This is a genomic window from Thermotoga sp. RQ2 (genome assembly GCF_000019625.1).
Taxonomy (GTDB): Bacteria; Thermotogota; Thermotogae; order Thermotogales; family Thermotogaceae; genus Thermotoga; species Thermotoga maritima.
In genome coordinates, this window is the sequence record NC_010483.1 from 976125 (window position 1) to 997409 (window position 21285).

Consider the following 21285-nt stretch of genomic DNA (forward strand, 5'->3'; position numbering starts at 1 on the left):
ATGTTGTGTTCAGCATAAGCGAGTTTCCATACCTCTAAGGAATTATTGAAACGTTGTCAACAAGCAAAGCACTCGGTACGAATTTATCCCGTTTCCATACCTCTAAGGAATTATTGAAACCATGGTAGAAGCGGGTAAGTGGACGATAGAAGACGGTTTCCATACCTCTAAGGAATTATTGAAACCCGTTGAGTTCAAGAGAAATTATACCACAAACACAATCTGAAAGCAAGATGTTTTTTGACCTTCCATATCCTTCCTTTCCATAAACCATTCTAACACACAAGAGAGCACCTTCAAGTACTGTTTGGAAAAATGGAATAATTGCATAGTCCAACAACGAAAGAACACAAGCAAAAAACAGAAGATAAATTATATCAACCTACGTCAGGGCATTTTGGGGTGTTTCTGGTAAAAATCGATTAGTTCCATGTTTCACAAATAGATGAAAGAAGGTATTCCTCAGTGTGTTAGAAGTTAACTACTAATTTCTCGAATTCAAAGCACTTACACGTCATCGATTACCACAAATTCTCTTCATATTGTCTCTTCATATCATCCATTATTCCTTTTTTAACGCATAGCTTCCGGTACCACAAACCCGCATGAAATTTTTCGTTACCGGTAATTGCATACTCTGTATCGTTCTTCCAATGCCAAGTACACACATCACCTACTTTGTGAATGATTGGAACTAACCTGGTTTGTATGCATAAAAGTTAATTAGTAAATATCAATAATTTTCAAGTTAATTTTTAATATCAAAAACCAAAGAGGCGGGATTGCCCCGCCTCAACCTGAACTCTTCGAACTGTTCCAGTTACTCTCTCACGTACCTCTGCGAATCGTCGTACTCTTCTATTTTCCCGTTCAGAACATTCTGGATGTACTCAATGACGGCGTCTGACATGAGGTATCCCGTGTCGTATCCGTCCCACTCTTTGAACATGACATAACCGTCTCCACCACCTGCCATGTAGTTGTTTGTGACCACTTTGTACTTTTTCTCTGGATCGAGCGGCTCTCCGTTCACGAGAACCTCTACGACTTTTCCGTCTTTGCTCTTCCAAGTGAGGCCGGAAACCTGGAGGAACGCACCTTTACCTTCCGGAATGGTAGCGGCGTACTCGAGCACTTTCATGATCTGTTCACCGGTGAGTTCCAGTACGTAGAGAGTGTTTCCAAACGGAAGAACCGTCAGTATATCTCTCACAGTGATCTTTCCAGGTTTTATAGAGGCTCTGATACCTCCACCGTTTGTGAAAGCGATATCCGCCCCCACTTTCCATCTCATGGCGTCCACTATGAGGTTGGCAAGATTCGTGCTTTTCGATCTGACGTGTTCTCTTTCACCATCGAGGTAGATCTTCGTCTCTCCTATGACGGTATCGAGTTTTTCATTTCCCACTTTCTTGAAGTATTCAAGAGCCTTTGCGACGTATCTGTTTTCGAGGTACGGCTTCCCGAGGTACCTGTACTTTTCGTTTTCGTACACCTTCAAATTAACGGGTATCGCTTCCCAGTGCCACGCCACGATCTTTCCGTCTTCGATGTCCAGATCGAGTCTTCCAACGTACTTTCCATATTCTCCGGCCGAAGCTATTATCTTTCCGTCCACAACGTCAGATCCAAGCACGTGGCTGTGCCCTGCTATCACAACGTCTATTCCCTCAACTCCTGCCAGCTGGTGTGTCGTGGTGATGTCTTCCTTCTTCGGCTCTCCCCAGTCAAGGTGCGCAAGAGCGATCACAACATCTGCCTGTTTTTTCAATTCGGGTGCTATTTTCTGGGCCACTTTCAGGGCGTTTTCGAACTTCAGACCTTCGAGGTAGAGGGGTTCCAGGATCTCCGTTTCTTCTGTGGTGAAGCCGATGATGGCGATTTTCAGCTCACCGAGATCTTCGACGATGTATGGATTGAAGAACGGTTCACCATCTTCTTTTACTATGTTCGCTGAAAGGAACGGAAAATCTGCGAATTTCATCTGTTTTTCGAGTACTTCCCTTGGATTGTCGAACTCGTGGTTTCCAACGGCCATGGCTTTGAGTCCTATCATGTTGAATCCAACAATGTCTGGTATGGCATCTTGAAGATCGGACTCTGGAACACCGGTGTTCAGGTCTCCCGCATGGAGAAAGATCACGTACCCACCCTGACTCTCGACTTCCCTTTTCACCTCTTCTACGATCGTTGCGATGGCTGCAAGGCCCCCAATTCCGGGATTACGATACTCATCGAATGCCCAAGCGTGACCGTGTGTGTCGTTGACATGGAGAATGGTGAGTCTTGCACCAAGAAGCAGAGCGGTTATCAATAAAGCCAGAAGGATCACCAGGAACTTTCTCATGATATCACCCCCTTCAGAGATTTTAACTCTAATGTGCTAACATATTGTGAGATTCTGTTAAGGAGGTTTCACTCGTGACGGTGGATCCATCTCACACGATTCCCGTGAGCGTGACCGGCACGTTTTGTTCGCTCAACTGCCCTCACTGTGGAGCGCACTATTTGAAACACATGATCTCCGTGGATGAAATTCCAGCCTTTGTGAAGAAAGGCTACAGAAACTTTCTGATAAGCGGCGGAATGCTTCCAGATGGTTCCATTCCGTTTGAAAAGTATTACGAACGTTTGAAGGAGCTGAAAGAATCCCACGGTCTTCTTTACAACTTTCACGTGGGGTTTCAAAAGTCCAAGGTTGCAAAGGAGCTGGCTGACGTCGTTTCTATGGATTTCTTCGGTGATGAAACCGTTTTGAAAAGCATCTACGGACTCGCATTGACTCCACAGGAAATTTTAGATATCGCTCACTTTTATGAGAACGTGGTGTTTCACATCACGGTAGGAATAACGGGTGGAAAGATCACCCACGAAGAAAAAGCGCTCGAGATCCTGTCTCAGGAGACAGACACCGTTGTTTTGAACGTGTTCATTCCAACTCCCGGAACGAAGTTTGGAAAATCTTTCCCACCGGATCTCCAGGAGGTTGTGAAACTCTTCGAGAAGGCAAAAAAACTGTTCAAAAGAGTAATCCTCGGCTGTATGCAACCGAGGGGGGAATACAGAAAGAAGCTTCAAAGCGAGTTGAAAGATCTCGTGGATGTCATCACAAAGCCCGTCGGCGGGACGGGTGAGTTCAAAGGATGCTGTGCCTTCATCGGCCGAGGGTGAAAGTGACTTTCCCTGGTCCCATGTCGAACGTTTGTCCGAGTGCCAGAACGGTCGCAAGTTCAACTGGGAGGCCGTTTCTTGCGATCTTTTCTACGGTTGTCTTCACATCGTACCTGACACGCACTATTTCAAAGCTGACCGTACCGTTTTCAACATCAACGATCATGTAAGACGCTCTCGGATCACCATCTTTCGGTCTTCCGGCGCTTCCTGGGTTCAGAACGAGCTTTCCCATAACCCATTTCACCATGGGAAGGTGAGTGTGTCCGTTCACAACAACATTCTCTTCGACCGATTCCACGATCTTCTTCAGCCTGTCTGGAGGAGTGTTGGGCTTCACGTACTCGAGGAGTTCGTTTAGAGGACTTCCATGAACGAGCAAGAATTTGACTCCTTCAACTTCGAAACTCAGCTTTTTGGGAAGATTTCTCAAAAATTCTCTGGTTTTCTCAGAAGTGTTTTCGATCGACCACTTGAGGGAGATGTCTCCAACCTCTGTTTCCCTTCCGGGTGCGTAGGAACAACCACAGCTCTCTTTGGAATAGCCAACAGCATCGTCGTAGTTTCCCATAATCGTTTTGATGTTTTTTTCCATGATTGTCTGTACAACAGCTTCAGGATCGGGTCCATAGCCGACCAAATCTCCAAGGCAGAACACTTCATCGACACCTTTGTTCTCCATGTCCTCCAGAACGGCCTTCAACGCTTCGAAATTTCCATGAACATCTCCAAAGAAGGCAAGCCTCATTTTGTCACCCTCAACTATTATAAAGCGTGATTTTTTAAGTTTTCTTTAAGAACTGTAAAGTTCTTTCAAGTCTTTTCAGTGTTCTTTCTTTTCCCAGCACCTCTATGGTTTCAAAAAGACCGGGTGTTACCAGCTTTCCAGTAACCGCTCCCCTTATGAGCTGAAAGACCACCTTTTTCGATGCCAGACCCTTTTCAGAAAGATCTCTCAATGTTTTTTCTATCTCTTCCATATTCCAGCTGTTGAGATCTTTGAAGGCTTTTTTTGCTTCTTCAAGCACCCTTTCGGCTTCTTCTCTCTTCAAAAATTTCTCTACATAGTCCTTTTCGTATTCGTAATCGTCACTCATGAACGGATACATAATGTCGTACAGCTGAGAGAGTGTGTTCACCTTCTCCCGACATATGCGGAGGGCCTCCGTGAAGTAGCTTTCATTCAGGGAGGGAATTTCTCTTCCCACGTACTTTGCCCATTCGATGAATTCCCTCTTCAGGTCTTCGAGATCGATTCTTCTCATGTGCTTTCCGTTCACCCACTCGAGTTTCTGGTAGTCGAAGATGACTCCCTTGTTCGAAATATCCTTTGGATCGAATGACTGAAGTTTCTCTTCTATAGTGAAGATCTCGTCTCCTTCCACTCTCCAGCCGAGAAGTGCAAGATAGTTCATCAATGCCCTGCTCAAAATGCCCTCCCTTCTGAAGTGTTCAACGGAAGTGGCGCCATGCCTTTTGCTCAAAGGTGTTCTGTCCGGTCCCAGTATCAGAGGAATGTGCATGAAGACGGGTGCTTCCCATCCGAAGGCCTCGTATATCATGAGCTGTTTTGGGGTGTTAGAAAGGTGATCTTCACCGCGGAACACATGGGAGATTCTCATGAGATGATCGTCCACCACGACCGCAAAGTTGTAGGTGGGAAATCCGTTCGACTTCATGATGATGAAATCTTCTAAGGTGGAGTTGTCGAATTCCATATAGCCTTTCAAAAGATCTTCGAAAGAGGTCTTTCCGGGAAGAACTTTGAATTTTATGGTAACGGGATGCCCTTTCTCCTTGTATTCGTGGGGATAGTCGTAAGTTGTGAAGAGTTCTTTAGAGGGATCTTCCTTATCGTAAACCACGTAATAGGCCCTTTTATCTTCCACCAGCTTCTTAGCGTATTCTCGGTAGATCTCGAGTCTTTCACTCTGCCGGTAGGGGCCGAAATCTCCCCCTATGTCAGGTCCTTCGTCCCAATCGAGACCGCACCACCTCAAAGATTCCAGGATCTGCTGTTCGTATTCTCTTGAGCTTCTCTCAGTATCGGTGTCTTCTATTCGAAGGATGAACTTTCCACCCTCTTTTCTTGCGAACATCCAGTTGAAAAGAGCAGTTCTCGCTCCACCAACGTGGAGATGACCCGTTGGACTCGGGGCGAACCTGACTCTCACCAATTCAAAGCACCTCCTGATTTTTTTGATCCGACTTCTAATATATCAAAAAAAGCCCCGGTGATGAACACCGGGGCCTGGATTCGGTTTCGACCTCTATTATCTAACAGGTCTCACATTGACAGCCTGAGGTCCTTTGGTACCTTTCTGGACTTCGAACTCGACTGTTTCGTTTTCCCTGAGGGTCTTGAAACCGTCCATCTGGATCGCTGACCAGTGAACGAAGATGTCTTCTCCGTTCTCCATGGTGATGAAACCGTAGCCTTTCTTGGAGTCAAACCACTTAACCGTACCTCTCATGAAAAAATCACTCCTTCTTAAAAATCTTTCCGCTCAAGGCGGCACCTCCTAAGTGTACACCCCGGATACGGCTTTGTCAAAATCTCTGTATTCTTCATCAGAAGGGGTTTACGGTGTTTTGAAATCTTAGTTTTATCCTAAAGACATATTTATTTAACTTAATGGGTCTTTCTATGAAAGAGTTTTTTACCTATTCTTTATATGCATAACCATATCCTGTTGAGGAGGAGTCCATGATGGAATACTGGATTAGAAGAGCCCTTGAAGTAGTGAAAACGCCTTTTCTTCTTTTCGATCTGTCGGTCGTGGAAAAGAAATATCTGGAGATGAAAGCTGCTCTCAAAAAAGCGGATATTTACTACGCTGTGAAGGCAAACTCCCACCCGCGTATTATATCCCTTCTTGCCAGGTTGGGGAGTAATTTCGATGTGGCTTCCAAGGGGGAGATAGAAAAGCTCCTCGCACTTGGTGTGGATGGGAAGAGAATGAGTTTTGGTAACACCATAAAAAGAGAGGAAGACATCGCGTTCGCGTACAAAAACGGTATAAGGCTCTTTGCAGTGGATAGTGAGATGGAAGTGGAAAAAGTCGCTATAAATGCTCCTGGAAGCTTCGTTTTTGTGAGAGTGGAAACGGATGGTGCAGACGCAGACTGGCCCCTTTCCAGAAAGTTTGGAACCAATCCAGAGCATGCTCTTCAGCTTCTCTCCTATGCTTCGAAGATGAAACTGATCCCCGCGGGATTGAGTTTTCACGTGGGATCTCAGAATTTGAATCCTGAAAGCTGGAAAAAAGCGATAGAGATCGCGGGGAGAGTGTTCAAAAAAGCCATGAGATCCGGTTTAAACCTTTTCCTCTTGAACGTTGGTGGAGGCTTTCCTGTTCAGCACACAAAGCCAATTCCGAGTATGGAAGAAATAGGAAAGGCAATCGAAGAGGCGATAGACGAAAACCTCTGGTTTGTCCACAATTTGAGAGTGATAGCCGAGCCTGGAAGGTACATGGTTGGAGAAGCGGGCTGGCTTGTTACAAAGGTGCTTTTGAAGAGCGAAAGATCCGGTGAAAAATGGGTGTACATAGACGCGGGAGTGTTTCACGGGCTCGCGGAAACTATCCAAAACTTCGAGTACGAAGTCAGAGTCCTTGGAAAAGAAAGAGAAGAGCTCGAAGAGTACCATCTGGCGGGTCCCACCTGCGACAGCGTCGATGTGATATACGACAGAATCTTACTTCCAAAGAGCATCACCTTGAACGACCTTGTGTGTTTCATAAACGCGGGGGCTTACACGGTGGAGTACAACACCCGTTTCAACGGAATAGAACCACCGAAAATGGTTTTCATCGAAGAACTCACGGAGATCTCAATAGAGGAGAAAATCAAAACACGAGTGCTGGATTGAATCATCCCTCAACGACTTTTACATAGACGCTCCTTGTCCTCGGGCCGTCGAATTCGCAGAAATATATTCCCTGCCAGGTTCCGAGGAGAGGGCGTCCGTTTTCTATTATGAGAGTGACAGAAGATCCCACCAGAGACGCTTTTATATGAGAATCGGCGTTTCCTTCCAGATGTGTGTAACCAGCCGACGGTGGAACCAGCTTGTTCAGCGTGTTCATTATGTCTTGTCTCACACTCGGGTCTGCGTTTTCGTTTATTGTGACACCCGCGGTGGTGTGCGGAACGAAAACCACGCAGATACCGTTTCTCACTTTAGATTCTTCTATGACCTTCACAACCTCCGAAGTGATATCCACGAACTGTGTTCGAGAAGAAGTTCGAACTGTGAGTCTCTTAAGCATCTACTTCCCCCCTCTTCATTTGAAAAACACATTTGTGATTATCACCACATGACCTTCTCTTTCTTCGAGATCTATCTTTATCTTTTCTTTTTCAACGTTGAAAGTCTCGGAAAGCCAGCTGGCGATTCTCTCTTTTATCTTATCCGAATTCTTGTCGAGTATCTCTTTTGGAATGATCTCTGTTATGTTCATCTGTCTTCTTTTTGTTGTCCCAACTATCTGTTCCAGCCTTTTTTTAGCGGTTTCTCTGCTTTTGTTTTTCTTTCCGAACTCCCAGAACAGGAACTTCATAATATCATCCCCTCTTGAGTTTTGAGAAGAAGTCTTTCAGCGTGTCGATGAGACCCTTTGAGACGGTGACGAAATCGTTCTCTAGAGGAACACCCTCTCCCCGAATTCTTCTTGCGAGGTTTTCGAAGTTTTTGGAAATCCTCGAATTTCCGTTTAATGAAACCGGGATTCCTGTGTTTGAAGCAACTATGATATCTTCTGAGTCCGGTATAACGGCTATGATCTCCAGTGACAGTGTGTGTTTGATATCGTCAGTGGTGAGCATCTCTCCCTTTTTCACCATGTGCGGTTTGAATCTGTTTATGATCACGTTTATCTTCTCATCGGAAAATCCGAAGTTTTCCAGAAGACCGATCACACGATCCGCGTCAGAGATTGCCGGAAGCTCCGGAGTTGTGACAACAAGCACCCTCTCAGCTGGGGCAACAGCGTTTCTGAACCCCCTTTCGATACCGGCCGGGGAATCGATTATGATGTAGTCAAAGTGCGGTATCAGTTCTTTCACAATGGCTTTCATGTCGTTCGGCGAGATCATTTCTTTCGTGGCTATCTGCGAAGCAGGAAGAAGATACAGATTCTTCAGCATTTTGTGTTTGACAAGAGCCTCTTGGGGAGAGACCTTACCATTCACTACATCGATCATGGTGTAAACGATTCTGTTTTCCAACCCAAGAACTATGTCCAGATTTTTCAATCCTATGTCGGCATCAATAAGACACACCTTCTCTCCAAGTTTGGCCAGGGCGCATCCGAGATTAGCCGTTATGGTGGTTTTACCCACCCCTCCTTTTCCAGAAGTCACTACTATGACATTTCCCATCAATCCCACCCTTTCTCGTTCACCTGAACAGTTTTCTCCTCAAAATATTGTACAATAAAATGTGATCGTACAAAAAATTACCTCATGAGGAGTGAGAGGGTGATCAGAAAATTGAGGCCCGATGAGATAAACAGTTTCGACCTTGATTTTTTGAATTTTCAGACCACGGAGGAGGTCCCTCCAAACGAAGGTTTTATAGGTCAAAAGAGGGCGAAAGAGGCTATCGAAACGGGAATAAGAATCAGAGAAAAGGGTTACAACATCTTCGTTACAGGAATGACGGGAACGGGAAGAAGAACCTTTGTCCAGATGATGCTCCAGGATGTCGCGAAGAAACTTCCCGTGCCGAACGACTGGGGGTATGTTTACAATTTCGAGAATCCGTATGAACCAAAGGCCATTTCTTTCAAAGCGGGACAGGGAAGGAGGTTTAAAAAGAGGCTCGAAGATTTGATCAATGAAGTGGTTGAAGCTTTGAACAAATCCTTCGAAAGCGAGGAATTCGCAAGAAAGATTTCCGAAATGGAAGAAAAATACGCTCTCATGAGAAAGCAGCTCTGGGAGAGTTTAGAGGCAAAGGCGAGCGAACTCGGTTTCGTGGTTCAGCTGACTCCAGCCGGCGTCGTTATGTTGCCTGTGGTGGACGGGAAACCGCTTCCACCAGAAGCGGTGAATGCCCTACCAGACCAGGCCATAAGGGAAATCGAAGAAAGGCAGATGAAGTTGAAGCATCTAGTGGATGGGACGCTCTACAGAATCAGGAAGCTGGATATCGAGTTCAGAAAATCCCTCGAAGAGTTCCACAAAAGAACGGCACTCTTCGCCATTGATCCACTCTTTGTTGAAGTGGAGAGTGAATTCGAAAACGAAGGTGTGAAAGAATTCCTTGAGTCTGTAAAGAAGGATATTGTGGAGAATCTCCTGGACTTTTTGAGAATGGACGCTCGGGAGAGAAAAGAGATATACATGAGGAAGTACTCTCTGAATCTGATCGTGGACAACTCGGATCTCACAGGCGCCCCCGTCATTTATGAAACGAATCCCACTTATTCCAATCTGTTCGGAAAGATCGAGTACTACGTGAGAGGCGGTTTCCTCCACACGGATTTCAGTATGATAAGGCCAGGCAGTGTCCACAAAGCGAACGGTGGTTTTTTGATCGTCGAGGCCGAGCGGCTTTTGAGTCAGCCTTACGCGTGGTACAACCTGAAGAGAGTTCTCATGGAAAGTCAGATTTCCGTTGAAAATCTCGAGCACACCTTGGGAGTTTCAAACACGATCACTCTGAAGCCAGAAAAAATACCCCTCGATTTGAAAGTCGTCATCATTGGTACACCCTATTTGTACGAACTTCTTTACGAACTCGATCCAGACTTCAGAAAGCTGTTCAGGATAAAAGCGGAGTTCGACTGGGAGATACCCAGAAACGAATTGAACGTCCAGAAGTACGTATCCTTCATCTCGTCTGTCTGTCGAGAAAAGAATCTTCCTCACTTCGACAGAGGCGCTGTGAAGAGAGTCATATGGTACGCGATGAGAAACGCCAGAAACAGTACGAAACTTTCCGCTGTGTTTGGAGACATAGTGAATCTCATAGTTGAATCGGGGGAACTCGCAAGATTGGAAGGAGCAGAAGTTACCACTTCTGACCACGTTCTCAAGGCATATCAAGCAATGGAGAACAGAAGGAATCTCCTCGAAGAGAAATACGACGAAATGATAAAAACATTCGATCTCATGATCGAAGTAACCGGATCCAGAGTGGGACAGATAAACGGTCTTACAGTTCTCGATCTTGGAGATCATTCTTTTGGTGTTCCTGTGAAAATCACCGCGAAGGTCTATCTTGGAAGACCGGGTGTTGTTGACATTCAGCGCGAAGCGGATCTGAGTGGGAAAATCCACAGCAAGGCTGTTCTCATACTGGAAGGATTTCTGGGGAGCAGATACGCTCAGGACTTTCCGCTTTCCGTCAGCGCGTCTATCAGCTTCGAGCAGGTTTACAGTGAAGTGGAGGGGGACAGTGCTTCACTTGCAGAAGCCTTGGCTCTCCTTTCTGCCATTTCTAAAGTGCCCATAAAACAGGGAATAGCCGTAACGGGTTCCATAAATCAGCACGGTGAAGTGCAGCCCGTTGGAGGAATCGTGGAGAAAGTGGAGGGTTTCTACAGAGCCTGTAAAACTCGCGGTTTCGATGGGGAACAGGGCGTGATCATACCCAAAGCCAACGCGAAGAATCTGGTGCTGAAGGATGAAATCGTCCAGGCCATGAAGAAAGGCCTTTTCCATATATGGACCGTGGAAACCATAGATGACGCGATTGAGATCGTCATGGGAATGAAGGCCGGAAAGGTTACAAAGACCGGAAAATTCGAAAGGAACAGCGTGAATTACCTGGTTTACCGAGAATTGAAGAAGATGAAAAAACTCCTCGATGGGGTCTCGGAAGAAGGAAAGAAAAAGAAGAAAAAGGGTAAAAAATGAGATTGTCGACAGTTCTGATAGGAAGATACATTCCAGTTGATTCGATTGTTCACAGACTCGACCCAAGAGCGAAACTCCTGGGTATGATCCTTCTCATTTCCGCTGTGCTGATCGTACCCGATCTTTTGCTCTACCTTGTGCCAGGTCTGGCTGTCTTCCTTTTGATGTTTCTGAGCAGAACAGGATTCAAGGTTTACCTTGCGGGACTCAGGAGTCTCTGGTTTTTCCTTGTGTTTGCGGTTCTGGTTCAGTTCCTTTCCTCATCAGAGGGTGAAAAAATCTTCTGGATAATCACCGACAGAGCTATATGGTCTGCCGTTTACATCATGTTCAGGCTGGTGCTCATAATCCTCCTTGCTGAGAATTTCTCTGCCACCACTCCTCCTTTGCTTTCTGCCAGGGCCATAGAAAGTATTTTCTCGACGTTCGGTGCCAGAAAAATCGGCCATGAAATAGGAATGGTGATGACCATTGCGATGAGATTCGTTCCTATTCTGGCGCTCGAAGCGGACAGAATCTTGAAGGCCCAGATTGCCAGGGGAGCAAACTTCGAAAGAGGAAAATTTTTCGACAGAATAAGAGCGCTTGTGGTGATAATAGTGCCCCTTCTCATATCGGCCCTCAGAAAAGCTGAGGAGCTGGCTGTGGCCATGGAGGCTCGTCTCTACACGGGCGAGCCTCCAAAAACACGGTTCAAAGACATAAAGTGGAAACCGATGGACACACTCTACGTCCTCTCAACCGCCGGTGTTCTGGTGCTTGTTCTCTTCGGCCGTTATTTCGTTGATGGCGTTTTTCAATATGGAGGCTGACTTTCTGAAGGCCTCCAGCTCTTCTTCGTTCAGGTTCAGTTTGAGGATTCTTTCCACTCCGTGCTTTCCAAGGGTCACAGGAACACTGATACAGAGATCTTTTACACCGAGGTAATCTTCGAGATAAACGGAAAGCGTCAGCACTCTCTTTTCGTCGAAGAAGATGCTCTCCACTATGTCGGCCACGGCGAGAGCTATGGCGTAGTGGGTGGCTCCCTTTCTCTCTATGATCTCGTACGCGGCTCTTTTGGTTTTTTCAGCGAAATTTTCCAGTATCTTCGAATCGCACTTCTGACAGATCTGACACATGTTCTGTAGGGGGATACCTCCTATCATGGCACCGCTCCACACAGGAACCTCTGAATCTCCATGTTCTCCTATCACGTACACGTGCACACTTCTTGGGGAAAATCCGCAGTGTTGCGCTATCAAAGTTCTGAGTCTTGCTGTGTCGAGAACCGTTCCGGAACCGAACACCTTCCTGGGATCCATTCCGGACTCCTTGAGGAAGAAATACGTGAGGACATCGACGGGATTCGTGACCACGATGACAATCGAATCGGGAGCGTATTTGGAGACGTTTCGCGCTATTTCTTTCATCACTCTTGCGTTTCTCCCAAGAAGCTGAAGCCTCGTCTCTCCTGGTTTCTGAGGTACTCCCGCAGCGACGATCACCACGTCTGATCCTTTCAGATCCGCATAGTCTCCAGCGTAGATGTTCGCTCTTCTTGTGAAAGGCGTTCCGTGAATGAGATCGAGCGCGTCTCCTTCTGCTCTTTTCTTATCGACGTCTATCAGAACCATTTCCCTCGCAAAACCTTTCATCAGGAGTGCAAAAGCCGTACTGGAACCAACCCTTCCGAGTCCTACGATACCTATTTTCATCAGAATCACCTCCCCGGTGATAGAATACAGTCAGGGTGATATCGTGTTGAAGAAAATCTTTCTGTCACTTTCAATTAGTTTAGCCTTCTTTTTAATTATATCATCCTTCTTTTTACTGGATAAGATGGTATCTTATCTCTTCAAGGGTGAGGTGAAAAACCCTTACGTGTTTCTCGTTCTGGGAAAAGATAAAGAGATCGAACACACCGTTCGAACCGATGTGATAGTTGTTGGTGTGCTGGACTGGAAAAAAGGAAATCTCTCTTTTGTATCGATACCCAGGGATTTGATGATAGAGGGAAAAAAGATCAACGCGATTTACAACACTTATGGAATGGAAAAACTATTTCAGATCATCGAATCACTTCTGGGACTGAAACCGGATTCTTACGTGATATTCAACTACGAGGCTTTCAAAATACTCGGGGATGAACTGGGACCAATAGAGGTGATACCAAACGAGGTCATGTTTTATGAAGATCTGTCGCAGAATCTCGTCATAGATTTCAAACCTGGTGTTCCTTACAAATTGAATGGAGAACAGCTTCTTGCATACATACGATACAGGAAAGACTCCATGGGAGATCTTGCCCGAATAGAAAGACAGAAGGATGTACTGAAGAAACTTCTCAGCAAGGCCCTTTCAAGAAATCCTCTCGAAATTTCCGTACTTTACAAAAAGATAAGTCCTTACATCGAAACGGACATCGGCCTTCCAGAGATTCTAACGCTCTTTTCTAAATTGAAAAACAGTGTTAGGGTGAGCTTTTCGACACTTCCGTACAAGGTGGATAGCGACGGAAGCATCTTTGTGGATGAAAGAAGACTCGGTTCTTTCAAAAAGAATCTCATTGGAAGCAGCGTTCAGGAGAAGTATCGCGTGAATTTCCTTGTTGTGAACATCTCATCGCTTGTTTCGAGGGTATTCGAAGCCAGCCTGAGGGGAGTGTGGAAGGACAGGGTTGGATTCGAGCCAGACCGTGTTGTTTGGGAAGACGTGGGAATATCGCAGAAATTCGAGGGAGACCACGTCTTCATAGGGGAACCAGAAAAGGAGGACTATATCTTGGGCATTCTGAAGAAAGCACATCCTTCCAGGCATTTTACAGTGCACAGATTCGACAGGCCGGAAGATTACACGATGTACTACACGATACTGGAAGGTCTTGTAAAAAACAGAATATACCCCGATTTTCCGGTATCTGCTTTGATTCTGATAGACGATTTCAGGGAGTGATTCGATGGATTACAGGAAGCTTCACGGATGGGATCTTTCTCCGGAGGAAGCGATAAAGGTGCAGAACGAACTCAGAAAGAAGATAAAGCTTGTACCATACGAAGGAGAGCCCGAGTACGTGGCAGGAGTAGATCTTTCGTTTCCGGGAAAAAAAGAAGGGCTCGCGGTGATAGTGGTACTCGAATATCCTTCTTTCAGAATAGTGGAGATTGTTTCTGAAAGGGGAGAAATAACTTTTCCCTACATCCCGGGGCTTCTCGCTTTCAGAGAAGGGCCTCTGTTCTTGAAGGCCTGGGAAAAGCTGAGAACGAAACCCGATGTTGTAGTCTTCGATGGTCAGGGGCTGGCACATCCCAGAAAACTTGGGATAGCCTCCCACATGGGACTCTTCATAGAGATCCCGACCATTGGTGTGGCAAAATCCAGACTGTATGGAACGTTCAAAATGCCTGAAGATAAAAGATGTTCCTGGAGTTATCTCTACGACGGCGAGGAGATAATAGGCTGTGTGGTCAGAACAAAAGAAGGAAGTGCTCCTGTTTTCGTGTCTCCGGGCCATCTCATGGACGTTGAAAGTTCGAAAAGACTGGTCAAGGCTTTTACCTTACCCGGGAGAAGGATACCGGAACCCACCAGACTGGCACACATCTACACACAACGGCTCAAAAAAGGCCTTTTCTGAAAGATTTTTCGGCTGTGATAAAATAAATTCAGCCTCAGGATACCAGACACGGGGGTCTGGAGGAGATTGTTTTGAGCGAAAAATGGAAGGAACTCGGTGAGACTCTCAGAAAAAAGAGGGAGGAAAGAGGAATAACCCTTCTCGACGTTTCTCTGTTCACGAACATAAATCCGTCGAAATTAAAGCGGATCGAGGAAGGGGATCTGAAGGGACTTGACGCAGAAGTCTATATAAAAAGCTACATAAAACGATACTCGGAGTTCCTCGAACTCTCCCCAGATGAGATGCTCAAACTGTACGAAGAAGGCAAAGAAGAAACGACTGAAGAAATTGAAGAGAAGAAGCCGAGAAAAAAGAAAGGGAAAGAAAAGACAAGAGACCTGGTGATGTTCTTTTTTCTGATAGCGGGACTGGTTCTTCTTCTGTTTTCAGTGATGGAGAATGTGAAACTGCGGCAGACACCACCTGCTTATCTTGTTGCACCAGAAGGAACGATCGTGAACGGTAAAAGTGTGAGTGGAGAGATTCCTCTTCAAGAAGGGAAATACACTGTTGAATCCGGAAGCGACGTGGTTCTGAAAACGGCTTCCGAGGAATGGAAAGTAAAGATCAGAAAGTTCGAGGTGGGTGTTTCATGGGAGAAGTGAAGGTACCTGACATGGTGAATCTTGTGATGTTTGTGTTCGCATCACACATAGATTACTGGTTCAACGAAGTGAGGCCCGTTCTCGAAGAACGTTTTGGACCCATGGACTACGTTTCTGATGTTCTCGATTTTGAGAAGTACACTCTTTACTATTCGGAAGAGATGGGACAGGGTTTGAAGGGAAGACTCGTGAGTTTTGAAAGACTCGTCCATCCTTTCCAACTGGCGGATATAAAGCGCGAAACCAACGAGATAGAGAAGATGTTCTCGATAGAAGGGAAGAGAAAAGTCAACATAGATCCGGGATACATTCATCACACACAATTTGTTCTTGCTTCGACCAAACACTGGGGAAACCGCATCTACATAGGCAAAGGGATCTACGCAGAGGTAACACTGGTTTACGTGCGAGGAGAATTCAGGCACATGGAGTTCACCTATCCAAATTACAGAGAAGAAGAGTACAAAAAGCACCTTGAAAAGATCAGGGAGCTGTACCTCAAAAAGAGGAGGAAAATGATGAAGTGAGGGTTGGTATAAAGGTTCTGGGATGTCCGAAAAACGAAGCGGATTGTGAGATTCTAGCAGGTGTGTTGAGAGAAAGAGGTCACGAGATAGTTTTCGATGTGAAGGATGCGGATGTGGTTGTGCTGGACACCTGTGCTTTCATAGAAGACGCAAAGAGAGAATCAATAGATGAAATCTTCTCTTTCATAGATGCAAAGGATCAGTACAGTTACAAACTGGTTGTGAAAGGCTGTCTTGTTCAGCGTTATTACGAAGAGCTGAAAAAAGAAATCCCCGAGGTGGATCAGTGGATAGGTGTTGTAGATCCTGAAGAGATAGCGAATGCCCTTGAAAAGGGTACAGATCTTGTTCCAAATCGACCGGAGACCGTGTACAGATACAGAAAAAGAATCGATCTGGAGGAGAGACCCTACGCTTACGTGAAGATATCCGACGGGTGTGACAGAGGATGCACTTTCTGTTCCATACCTTCGTTCAAAGGAAGTCTGAGAAGCAGGAGCATAGAAGACATAACGCACGAGGTAGAAGACCTTTTGAAAGAAGGAAAGAAAGAAATAATTCTCGTCGCTCAGGATACAACGTCCTATGGAATTGATCTTTATAGAAAGCAAGCGCTGCCTGATCTTTTGAGGAGACTGAACAGTCTAAACGGAGAGTTCTGGATCAGGGTTATGTACCTTCATCCGGATCATCTGACAGAGGAAATAATAAGCGCAATGCTGGAACTGGATAAGGTTGTGAAGTATTTCGATGTTCCAGTGCAGCATGGAAGCGATAAAATATTGAAACTAATGGGACGAACGAAGAGTTCAGAAGAGTTGAAAAAAATGCTTTCGAGCATCAGAGAGAGGTTCCCGGACGCGGTCCTCAGAACGAGTATAATCGTGGGATTTCCGGGAGAAACTGAAGAAGACTTCGAAGAACTCAAGCGTTTCGTGGAAGAAATCCAGTTTGACAAACTCGGAGCTTTCGTTTATTCGGACGAGGAGGGAACGGTTGCTTTCAACCTCAAAGAGAAAGTTGACCCGGAAGTGGCAAAAAGAAGACAGGAAGAACTGCTCCTTCTCCAGGCGGAGATCTCAAACAGCAGGCTTGATAGATTCATTGGAAGAAAATTGAAGTTCCTGGTTGAGGGAAAAGAAGGGAAGTTTCTTGTGGGAAGGACCTGGACGGAAGCACCTGAAGTGGACGGAGTGGTTTTTGTAAGAGGGAAAGGGAAGATAGGAGACTTTCTTGAAGTGGTGATAAAAGAGCACGACGAGTACGACATGTGGGGGTCAGTGACATGAATCTTGCGAACTTTTTTTCTTTGTTGAGAGCGGCGCTGGTAATTCCTGTTGTCTGGTTTTACATGGAAGGTTGGATCTCTTTGTCGTTCCTGATTTTTGTATTTGCGGCTTTCACAGATTATCTCGATGGTTTTTTTGCGAGGAAGAAAAACCAGGTAACAGATTTTGGAAAGGTCTTCGATCAGGTTTCCGACAAAATCCTCGTGATATCCACGGCAGTGGCCATGTTGGATGTTCTTCCGCTGTGGTACGTTCTGATTGTCTTTGCAAGGGACACCTTTATAAACGGCCTCAGGATACTCGCAGCCAGCAAAGGAAACGTCGTGCCAGCGAGGTGGATAGGGAAGGCGAAGACTGTTTCTCAATTTGTGGTGCTGATCGGTGTGTATCTCTTCAAGATGGGCTTTTTGAGTAGCGCACTTCTTACGTTTTTTGTGCTGCTTTCATTCGCAGTAACGGTGATCTCCTGGATCACGTACACGATCGATATCGCAAGAATCACGAAATTGGAGGGATAGTTCATGAGAACCTTCATTGCTATCGATGTCAACGAAGAAGTCAAGAAGCAAGCCTCTGAGATCATAGAAAAACTCATGAAAAGAGGCTTTGGTGCAACGTGGGTTTCTGAAGAAAACATGCACCTCACGCTTTTTTTCCTGGGAGAGGTTGACGAGCAGAAAATCTCCGAAATAGCCGAACACCTCTGTAGAAGAGTGAGAGGTTTTCCTTCTTTTTCGTTCACCGTGAAAGGTTTTGGGTACTTCAAGAGGAAGATGTCTCCGCGCGTCTTTTGGCTCGGAGTGGAGAACACCGATCGCTTGATGAAACTCTACGAAGAGCTCAGAAACGAGCTGTCTCACCACGGTTTCTCGTTTGAAGAGAAGTTCGTTCCTCACATTACAATTGGAAGGGTGAAGTACTACCCGGACAAGTGGGAAAAACTGATCGAAGACATCGATTTTCCGCCCATCGAAGTTGCGGTGGACAGATTCAAGATTTACTCGTCCACGTTAACACCGACAGGTCCCATCTACAAAGTTCTCTACGAATGTCAGTTTGAAGGAGGATTGATCAGGTATGCCTGAGGAAAAACAGAAAAAGAGTGTCCTGGAGAAAGCGTTGAAGAGAATAGAAGAAAACTTTGGAAAGGGTTCCATAATGATCCTGGGTGATGAAACCCAGGTTCAGCCTGTAGAGGTGATACCAACAGGGTCCCTCGCCATCGATATCGCAACGGGTGTTGGAGGATATCCAAGAGGAAGGATCGTGGAAATCTTTGGTCAGGAATCGAGTGGAAAAACTACCCTTGCACTCCACGCCATAGCAGAGGCCCAGAAGATGGGAGGAGTGGCTGCTTTCATAGACGCAGAGCACGCACTGGATCCTGTTTACGCGAAAAACCTTGGAGTGGATCTGAAAAGTCTTCTCATCTCTCAGCCTGATCATGGGGAGCAAGCACTCGAAATAGTGGATGAACTCGTAAGAAGTGGTGTGGTTGACCTCATAGTTGTTGATTCCGTTGCGGCTCTCGTTCCCAGAGCGGAAATAGAAGGTGCCATGGGAGACATGCAGGTGGGTCTTCAGGCACGTCTCATGTCGCAGGCACTGAGAAAGATCGCGGGAAGTGTGAACAAATCAAAGGCGGTAGTGATATTCACGAACCAGATCAGAATGAAGATAGGTGTTATGTTTGGGAGCCCGGAAACCACAACCGGTGGACTCGCCTTGAAATTCTACGCAACCATGAGGATGGAAGTCAGGAGGGGTGAGCCCATAAAGGAAGGAAAAGACGTGATAGGAAACGTGATAAACGTGAAGATCGTGAAGAACAAGGTTGCTCCTCCGTTCAAAACCGCACAGACGTACATCATATACGGAAAAGGAATCGATAGAGAGTACGAGCTGTTCAATATCGCTGTAAATGAAGGGATAGTAGACAGAAAAGGTAGCTGGTATTACTACACCACTCTCAAAGGTGAGGAAGTTTCTCTTGGGCAGGGAAGCTCGAACGCCGTTCAGTTTCTCAAAGACAACCCTGAAATAGCAGGAGAGATCGAAAGGAGAATAAGAGAAAAATATGGATTACTATCAGTGGAGAAAGAAGAACAGAGGAAAGAAAAGAAATCTTCAGGCGAAGAAGCCTCTTAATTATGCGTTGAGGCTCCTCAAATATCGAGTCAGATTTGAAGACGAACTTCGCGAACGATTGAAGAAACAGGGCTTCGCAGATGAGGAAGTGGAAAGTACCATTACTACCTTGAAGAAGCAGGGATATCTGGACGACGAAAAAGCGGCTTATCTCTTTGCACTCGACGAAATGCGGTTGAAACTCTTTGGACCGAGAGTCGTGAAAATGAAGCTCAAATCACTTGGAGTGGATGAAGAGATCATAGAAAGAGCAATCGAAAAGGCTCTGGAGGAGATCGATTTTCACGAGGAATTGAAGAGATTGAAAGGGCGATTCAAAGATCGATGGGAGCTAAGAGATTATCTCTACAGAAGAGGGTTCGATTCTTCTCTCATCGAAGAAATTCTCAATAAAATAGATGGAGGTGAAGAATGATGCTGTGGTACATAGTAGCAGGAGCCGGTGGTCTTCTGATTGGATATTTAATAGCAAACTATCAGATAAATCAAAAGCTCAGAAAAGCGAAAGAAGACGCTCAAACCATCATTGAAAAGGCGGAGAAAGAAGCAAACGAGATAAAAAAGAAAGCGATAATAGAAGGAAGAGAGGAAGTTCACAGGCTCAGAGAAGAATTCGAAAAAGAGCGATCCAGAAGAGAAGAGGAATTGAGAGCATTAGAAGAAAGACTCTTGAAAAGAGAAGAGCTCCTGACAAGAAAAGAAGAGAACCTTGAGAAAAGGGAACAGCAGGTTGAAGAACTCAAAGCAAATCTGGAAGAGAAAATGAGAGAGGTCGAAGAAAAGGAAAAAAGAATCGACGAAGAATTGAAACGCCTTGCCGGTATGACTGTAGAAGAGGCAAGAGAACTCATCCTCGAAGAAGCAAGGCAGAGGTACGAACACGACCTTGCGAAACTCTACAAAGAGATGAAAGAACAGGTTGAAGAAGAAGCTGAGAAGGAAGCCAAGAAAGTCATAGCATTCGCTGTTCAGAGATACGCACCGGATTATGTAGGAGAAATCACCGTTTCTACCGTTTCTCTACCGTCGGATGACATGAAGGGAAGAATCATAGGTAGAGAAGGAAGAAACATCAGGACATTTGAAAAGATCACGGGTGTGGACTTGATAATAGACGACACCCCGGAAGTGGTGGTTCTTTCCTGCTTTAACCCTCTGAGAAGAGAGATAGCCCGTATCACTCTGGAAAAACTGGTGGCGGATGGAAGAATACATCCTGCAAGGATCGAAGAAATGTACGAAAAAGCAAAGCAGGAAGTGGAGAAAGCCATAAAAGAAGCTGGACAGGAGGCGACGTTCAAAGCGGGTGTTATGGGGCTCCATCCGGAGCTTGTGAAACTCCTTGGAAAATTGAAATACAGAACGAGCTATGGCCAAAACGTTCTGAACCATTCGATAGAAGTGGCTCTGCTCGCCGGTTACATGGCTTCTGAACTTGGGCTAAACGCGGACAAAGCGAGAAGAGGAGGACTCCTCCACGATATAGGAAAAGCTGTTGATCAGGAGCTGGAAGGTTCACACACGACCATAGGTGCAGAGCTTGCCCGAAGATACGGAGAAAAAGAAGACATCATAAACATGATTCTCAGCCATCACGGAGAAGAAGAACCCATGACACCTGAAGCAGTACTCGTGGCAGCTGCTGATGCTCTCTCCGCGGCAAGACCAGGTGCGAGAAGAGAGAGTCTGGAGAACTACATCAAGCGTCTTATGAAGCTGGAGGAGATAGCAAAAAGCTTCAAGTACGTTGAAAAGGCCTACGCCATTCAGGCTGGAAGAGAAATTAGAGTGATTGTGGAACCCGACAAAGTGGATGACGCTCTCGCTGAAAAACTCGCCTACGATATTTCTAAAAAGATAGAAGAAGAGCTCGAGTATCCTGGTGTTCTGAAAGTTGTGGTGATAAGAGAGAAAAGAAGCGTCGCTTACGCGAAGTAAGAGTTTTGATATGGAAAACCTTCAAGCCCCCATCAGGGGGCTTTTGTTTTTTGTGAGTTTTGATTAAAATTGAGATCTTG

General features: G+C 45.7%; 22 protein-coding genes and 1 CRISPR repeat array (1 of these 23 cut by a window edge). Of the genes, 14 read left to right on the plus strand and 8 right to left on the minus strand.

Annotation, left to right across the window (positions count from 1 at the left end; genetic code table 11):
• Positions 1–185: a CRISPR direct-repeat array (repeat unit 20 nt; unit sequence GTTTCCATACCTCTAAGGAA) (it extends 1648 nt beyond the left edge of the window).
• A 635-nt stretch (positions 186–820) separates the two neighbouring features.
• Positions 821–2347 carry a bifunctional UDP-sugar hydrolase/5'-nucleotidase gene (locus TRQ2_RS04845; protein ID WP_011943489.1) on the minus strand — a complete coding sequence of 509 codons (1527 nt, stop codon included), beginning with the start codon at positions 2345–2347 and terminating at the stop codon, positions 821–823.
• A 74-nt stretch (positions 2348–2421) separates the two neighbouring features.
• Here TRQ2_RS04845 and TRQ2_RS04850 point away from each other — a divergent pair, with 74 nt between their 5' ends.
• Positions 2422–3171, plus strand: a complete 750-nt coding sequence (locus tag TRQ2_RS04850) for a radical SAM protein (RefSeq protein ID WP_012310831.1) — start codon at positions 2422–2424, stop codon at positions 3169–3171.
• Here TRQ2_RS04850 and TRQ2_RS04855 read toward each other — a convergent pair.
• The 3 genes from TRQ2_RS04855 to TRQ2_RS04865 all read right to left on the minus strand — a co-directional run bounded on the left by TRQ2_RS04855 (position 3155) and on the right by TRQ2_RS04865 (position 5645).
• Positions 3155–3919 carry a metallophosphoesterase gene (locus tag TRQ2_RS04855; RefSeq protein ID WP_012310832.1) on the minus strand — a complete coding sequence of 255 codons (765 nt, stop codon included), beginning with the start codon at positions 3917–3919 and terminating at the stop codon, positions 3155–3157. The two genes, TRQ2_RS04850 and TRQ2_RS04855, sit on opposite strands and share 17 nt — an antisense overlap.
• A 34-nt stretch (positions 3920–3953) precedes the next feature.
• Positions 3954–5348, minus strand: coding sequence for a glutamate--tRNA ligase (gltX, locus tag TRQ2_RS04860; protein WP_012310833.1), 1395 nt, complete (start codon positions 5346–5348; stop codon positions 3954–3956).
• Positions 5349–5444: 96 nt separating this feature from the next.
• A complete protein-coding gene (locus TRQ2_RS04865) occupies positions 5445–5645 on the minus strand; it encodes a cold shock domain-containing protein (protein ID WP_004082425.1) in 201 nt (66 codons plus the stop codon).
• 233 nt (positions 5646–5878) lie between these two features.
• Between TRQ2_RS04865 and TRQ2_RS04870 the strand changes: the two genes are divergently transcribed.
• A complete protein-coding gene (locus TRQ2_RS04870; RefSeq protein ID WP_012310834.1) occupies positions 5879–7045 on the plus strand; it encodes a type III PLP-dependent enzyme in 1167 nt (388 codons plus the stop codon).
• A gap of 1 nt (position 7046) precedes the next feature.
• Here TRQ2_RS04870 and TRQ2_RS04875 read toward each other — a convergent pair whose 3' ends face one another.
• Genes TRQ2_RS04875 through minD form a run of 3 tightly spaced genes read right to left on the minus strand, consistent with a single transcriptional unit; the run spans position 7047 to position 8556 of the window.
• The gene (locus TRQ2_RS04875) at positions 7047–7445 is read right to left on the minus strand and encodes a secondary thiamine-phosphate synthase enzyme YjbQ (protein ID WP_012310835.1); all 399 of its coding nucleotides are present in this window, start codon (positions 7443–7445) and stop codon (positions 7047–7049) included.
• Positions 7446–7460: 15 nt separating this feature from the next.
• Positions 7461–7736 (minus strand): hypothetical protein, encoded by a 276-nt coding sequence (locus TRQ2_RS04880; RefSeq protein ID WP_004082422.1) that lies wholly within the window; start codon positions 7734–7736, stop codon positions 7461–7463.
• 4 nt (positions 7737–7740) lie between these two features.
• A complete protein-coding gene (gene minD, locus TRQ2_RS04885; protein WP_004082421.1) occupies positions 7741–8556 on the minus strand; it encodes a septum site-determining protein MinD in 816 nt (271 codons plus the stop codon).
• A gap of 99 nt (positions 8557–8655) precedes the next feature.
• Here minD and TRQ2_RS04890 point away from each other — a divergent pair, with 99 nt between their 5' ends.
• Positions 8656–11040: a Lon protease family protein gene (locus TRQ2_RS04890; protein WP_012310836.1), complete on the plus strand. Its 2385-nt coding sequence runs from the start codon at positions 8656–8658 to the stop codon at positions 11038–11040.
• The gene (gene ecfT / locus TRQ2_RS04895) at positions 11037–11852 is read left to right on the plus strand and encodes an energy-coupling factor transporter transmembrane protein EcfT (protein WP_012310837.1); all 816 of its coding nucleotides are present in this window, start codon (positions 11037–11039) and stop codon (positions 11850–11852) included. Before TRQ2_RS04890 ends, ecfT begins: the two co-directional genes overlap by 4 nt.
• Here ecfT and TRQ2_RS04900 read toward each other — a convergent pair.
• On the minus strand, positions 11778–12737 hold the full coding sequence (locus tag TRQ2_RS04900; protein ID WP_012310838.1) for an L-lactate dehydrogenase: 960 nt from the start codon (positions 12735–12737) through the stop codon (positions 11778–11780). The genes ecfT and TRQ2_RS04900 overlap by 75 nt on opposite strands.
• Positions 12738–12780: 43 nt before the next feature.
• On the opposite strand from TRQ2_RS04900, the gene TRQ2_RS04905 reads away from it, so the two are divergent.
• From TRQ2_RS04905 to rny, 10 genes are all read left to right on the plus strand, one after another.
• Positions 12781–13974: an LCP family protein gene (locus TRQ2_RS04905; protein ID WP_041434311.1), complete on the plus strand. Its 1194-nt coding sequence runs from the start codon at positions 12781–12783 to the stop codon at positions 13972–13974.
• Between the two features lie 4 nt (positions 13975–13978).
• The gene (gene nfi / locus TRQ2_RS04910) at positions 13979–14656 is read left to right on the plus strand and encodes an endonuclease V (protein WP_012310840.1); all 678 of its coding nucleotides are present in this window, start codon (positions 13979–13981) and stop codon (positions 14654–14656) included.
• Between the two features lie 71 nt (positions 14657–14727).
• Complete coding sequence (locus TRQ2_RS04915; RefSeq protein ID WP_012310841.1) at positions 14728–15303, plus strand: RodZ family helix-turn-helix domain-containing protein; 576 nt, start codon at positions 14728–14730, stop codon at positions 15301–15303.
• Positions 15291–15830, plus strand: coding sequence for a DUF4416 family protein (locus TRQ2_RS04920; protein ID WP_008194281.1), 540 nt, complete (start codon positions 15291–15293; stop codon positions 15828–15830). The genes TRQ2_RS04915 and TRQ2_RS04920 overlap by 13 nt, the downstream gene beginning before the upstream one ends.
• Complete coding sequence (gene rimO / locus TRQ2_RS04925) at positions 15827–17119, plus strand: 30S ribosomal protein S12 methylthiotransferase RimO (protein WP_012310842.1); 1293 nt, start codon at positions 15827–15829, stop codon at positions 17117–17119. The genes TRQ2_RS04920 and rimO overlap by 4 nt, the downstream gene beginning before the upstream one ends.
• Positions 17116–17637 (plus strand): CDP-diacylglycerol--glycerol-3-phosphate 3-phosphatidyltransferase, encoded by a 522-nt coding sequence (gene pgsA, locus TRQ2_RS04930; protein WP_012310843.1) that lies wholly within the window; start codon positions 17116–17118, stop codon positions 17635–17637. The genes rimO and pgsA overlap by 4 nt, the downstream gene beginning before the upstream one ends.
• Positions 17638–17640: 3 nt before the next feature.
• Entirely contained in the window at positions 17641–18204 is a 564-nt protein-coding gene (gene thpR, locus TRQ2_RS04935) for an RNA 2',3'-cyclic phosphodiesterase (RefSeq protein WP_004082411.1), read from the plus strand.
• A complete protein-coding gene (gene recA, locus TRQ2_RS04940) occupies positions 18197–19267 on the plus strand; it encodes a recombinase RecA (RefSeq protein WP_012310844.1) in 1071 nt (356 codons plus the stop codon). Before thpR ends, recA begins: the two co-directional genes overlap by 8 nt.
• Positions 19197–19682, plus strand: a complete 486-nt coding sequence (locus TRQ2_RS04945) for a regulatory protein RecX (RefSeq protein WP_010865419.1) — start codon at positions 19197–19199, stop codon at positions 19680–19682. Before recA ends, TRQ2_RS04945 begins: the two co-directional genes overlap by 71 nt.
• Positions 19682–21205, plus strand: a complete 1524-nt coding sequence (gene rny / locus TRQ2_RS04950; RefSeq protein ID WP_012310845.1) for a ribonuclease Y — start codon at positions 19682–19684, stop codon at positions 21203–21205. Before TRQ2_RS04945 ends, rny begins: the two co-directional genes overlap by 1 nt.
• The last annotated feature ends 80 nt before the right edge of the window (positions 21206–21285 follow it).

What these genes read in the sequence shown, in the direction of transcription:
- TRQ2_RS04845 (WP_011943489.1), bottom strand. Translation starts at nt 2,347, where the DNA reads ATGAGAAAGTTCCTGGTGATCCTTCTGGCTTTATTGATAACCGCTCTG.
- TRQ2_RS04855 (WP_012310832.1), bottom strand. Translation starts at nt 3,919, where the DNA reads ATGAGGCTTGCCTTCTTTGGAGATGTTCATGGAAATTTCGAAGCGTTG.
- TRQ2_RS04865 (WP_004082425.1), bottom strand. Translation starts at nt 5,645, where the DNA reads ATGAGAGGTACGGTTAAGTGGTTTGACTCCAAGAAAGGCTACGGTTTC.
- TRQ2_RS04870 (WP_012310834.1), top strand. Translation starts at nt 5,879, where the DNA reads ATGATGGAATACTGGATTAGAAGAGCCCTTGAAGTAGTGAAAACGCCT.
- TRQ2_RS04875 (WP_012310835.1), bottom strand. Translation starts at nt 7,445, where the DNA reads ATGCTTAAGAGACTCACAGTTCGAACTTCTTCTCGAACACAGTTCGTG.
- TRQ2_RS04880 (WP_004082422.1), bottom strand. Translation starts at nt 7,736, where the DNA reads ATGAAGTTCCTGTTCTGGGAGTTCGGAAAGAAAAACAAAAGCAGAGAA.
- minD (WP_004082421.1), bottom strand. Translation starts at nt 8,556, where the DNA reads ATGGGAAATGTCATAGTAGTGACTTCTGGAAAAGGAGGGGTGGGTAAA.
- ecfT (WP_012310837.1), top strand. Translation starts at nt 11,037, where the DNA reads ATGAGATTGTCGACAGTTCTGATAGGAAGATACATTCCAGTTGATTCG.
- TRQ2_RS04900 (WP_012310838.1), bottom strand. Translation starts at nt 12,737, where the DNA reads ATGAAAATAGGTATCGTAGGACTCGGAAGGGTTGGTTCCAGTACGGCT.
- nfi (WP_012310840.1), top strand. Translation starts at nt 13,979, where the DNA reads ATGGATTACAGGAAGCTTCACGGATGGGATCTTTCTCCGGAGGAAGCG.
- TRQ2_RS04920 (WP_008194281.1), top strand. Translation starts at nt 15,291, where the DNA reads ATGGGAGAAGTGAAGGTACCTGACATGGTGAATCTTGTGATGTTTGTG.
- pgsA (WP_012310843.1), top strand. Translation starts at nt 17,116, where the DNA reads ATGAATCTTGCGAACTTTTTTTCTTTGTTGAGAGCGGCGCTGGTAATT.
- thpR (WP_004082411.1), top strand. Translation starts at nt 17,641, where the DNA reads ATGAGAACCTTCATTGCTATCGATGTCAACGAAGAAGTCAAGAAGCAA.
- recA (WP_012310844.1), top strand. Translation starts at nt 18,197, where the DNA reads ATGCCTGAGGAAAAACAGAAAAAGAGTGTCCTGGAGAAAGCGTTGAAG.
- TRQ2_RS04945 (WP_010865419.1), top strand. Translation starts at nt 19,197, where the DNA reads ATGGATTACTATCAGTGGAGAAAGAAGAACAGAGGAAAGAAAAGAAAT.
- rny (WP_012310845.1), top strand. Translation starts at nt 19,682, where the DNA reads ATGCTGTGGTACATAGTAGCAGGAGCCGGTGGTCTTCTGATTGGATAT.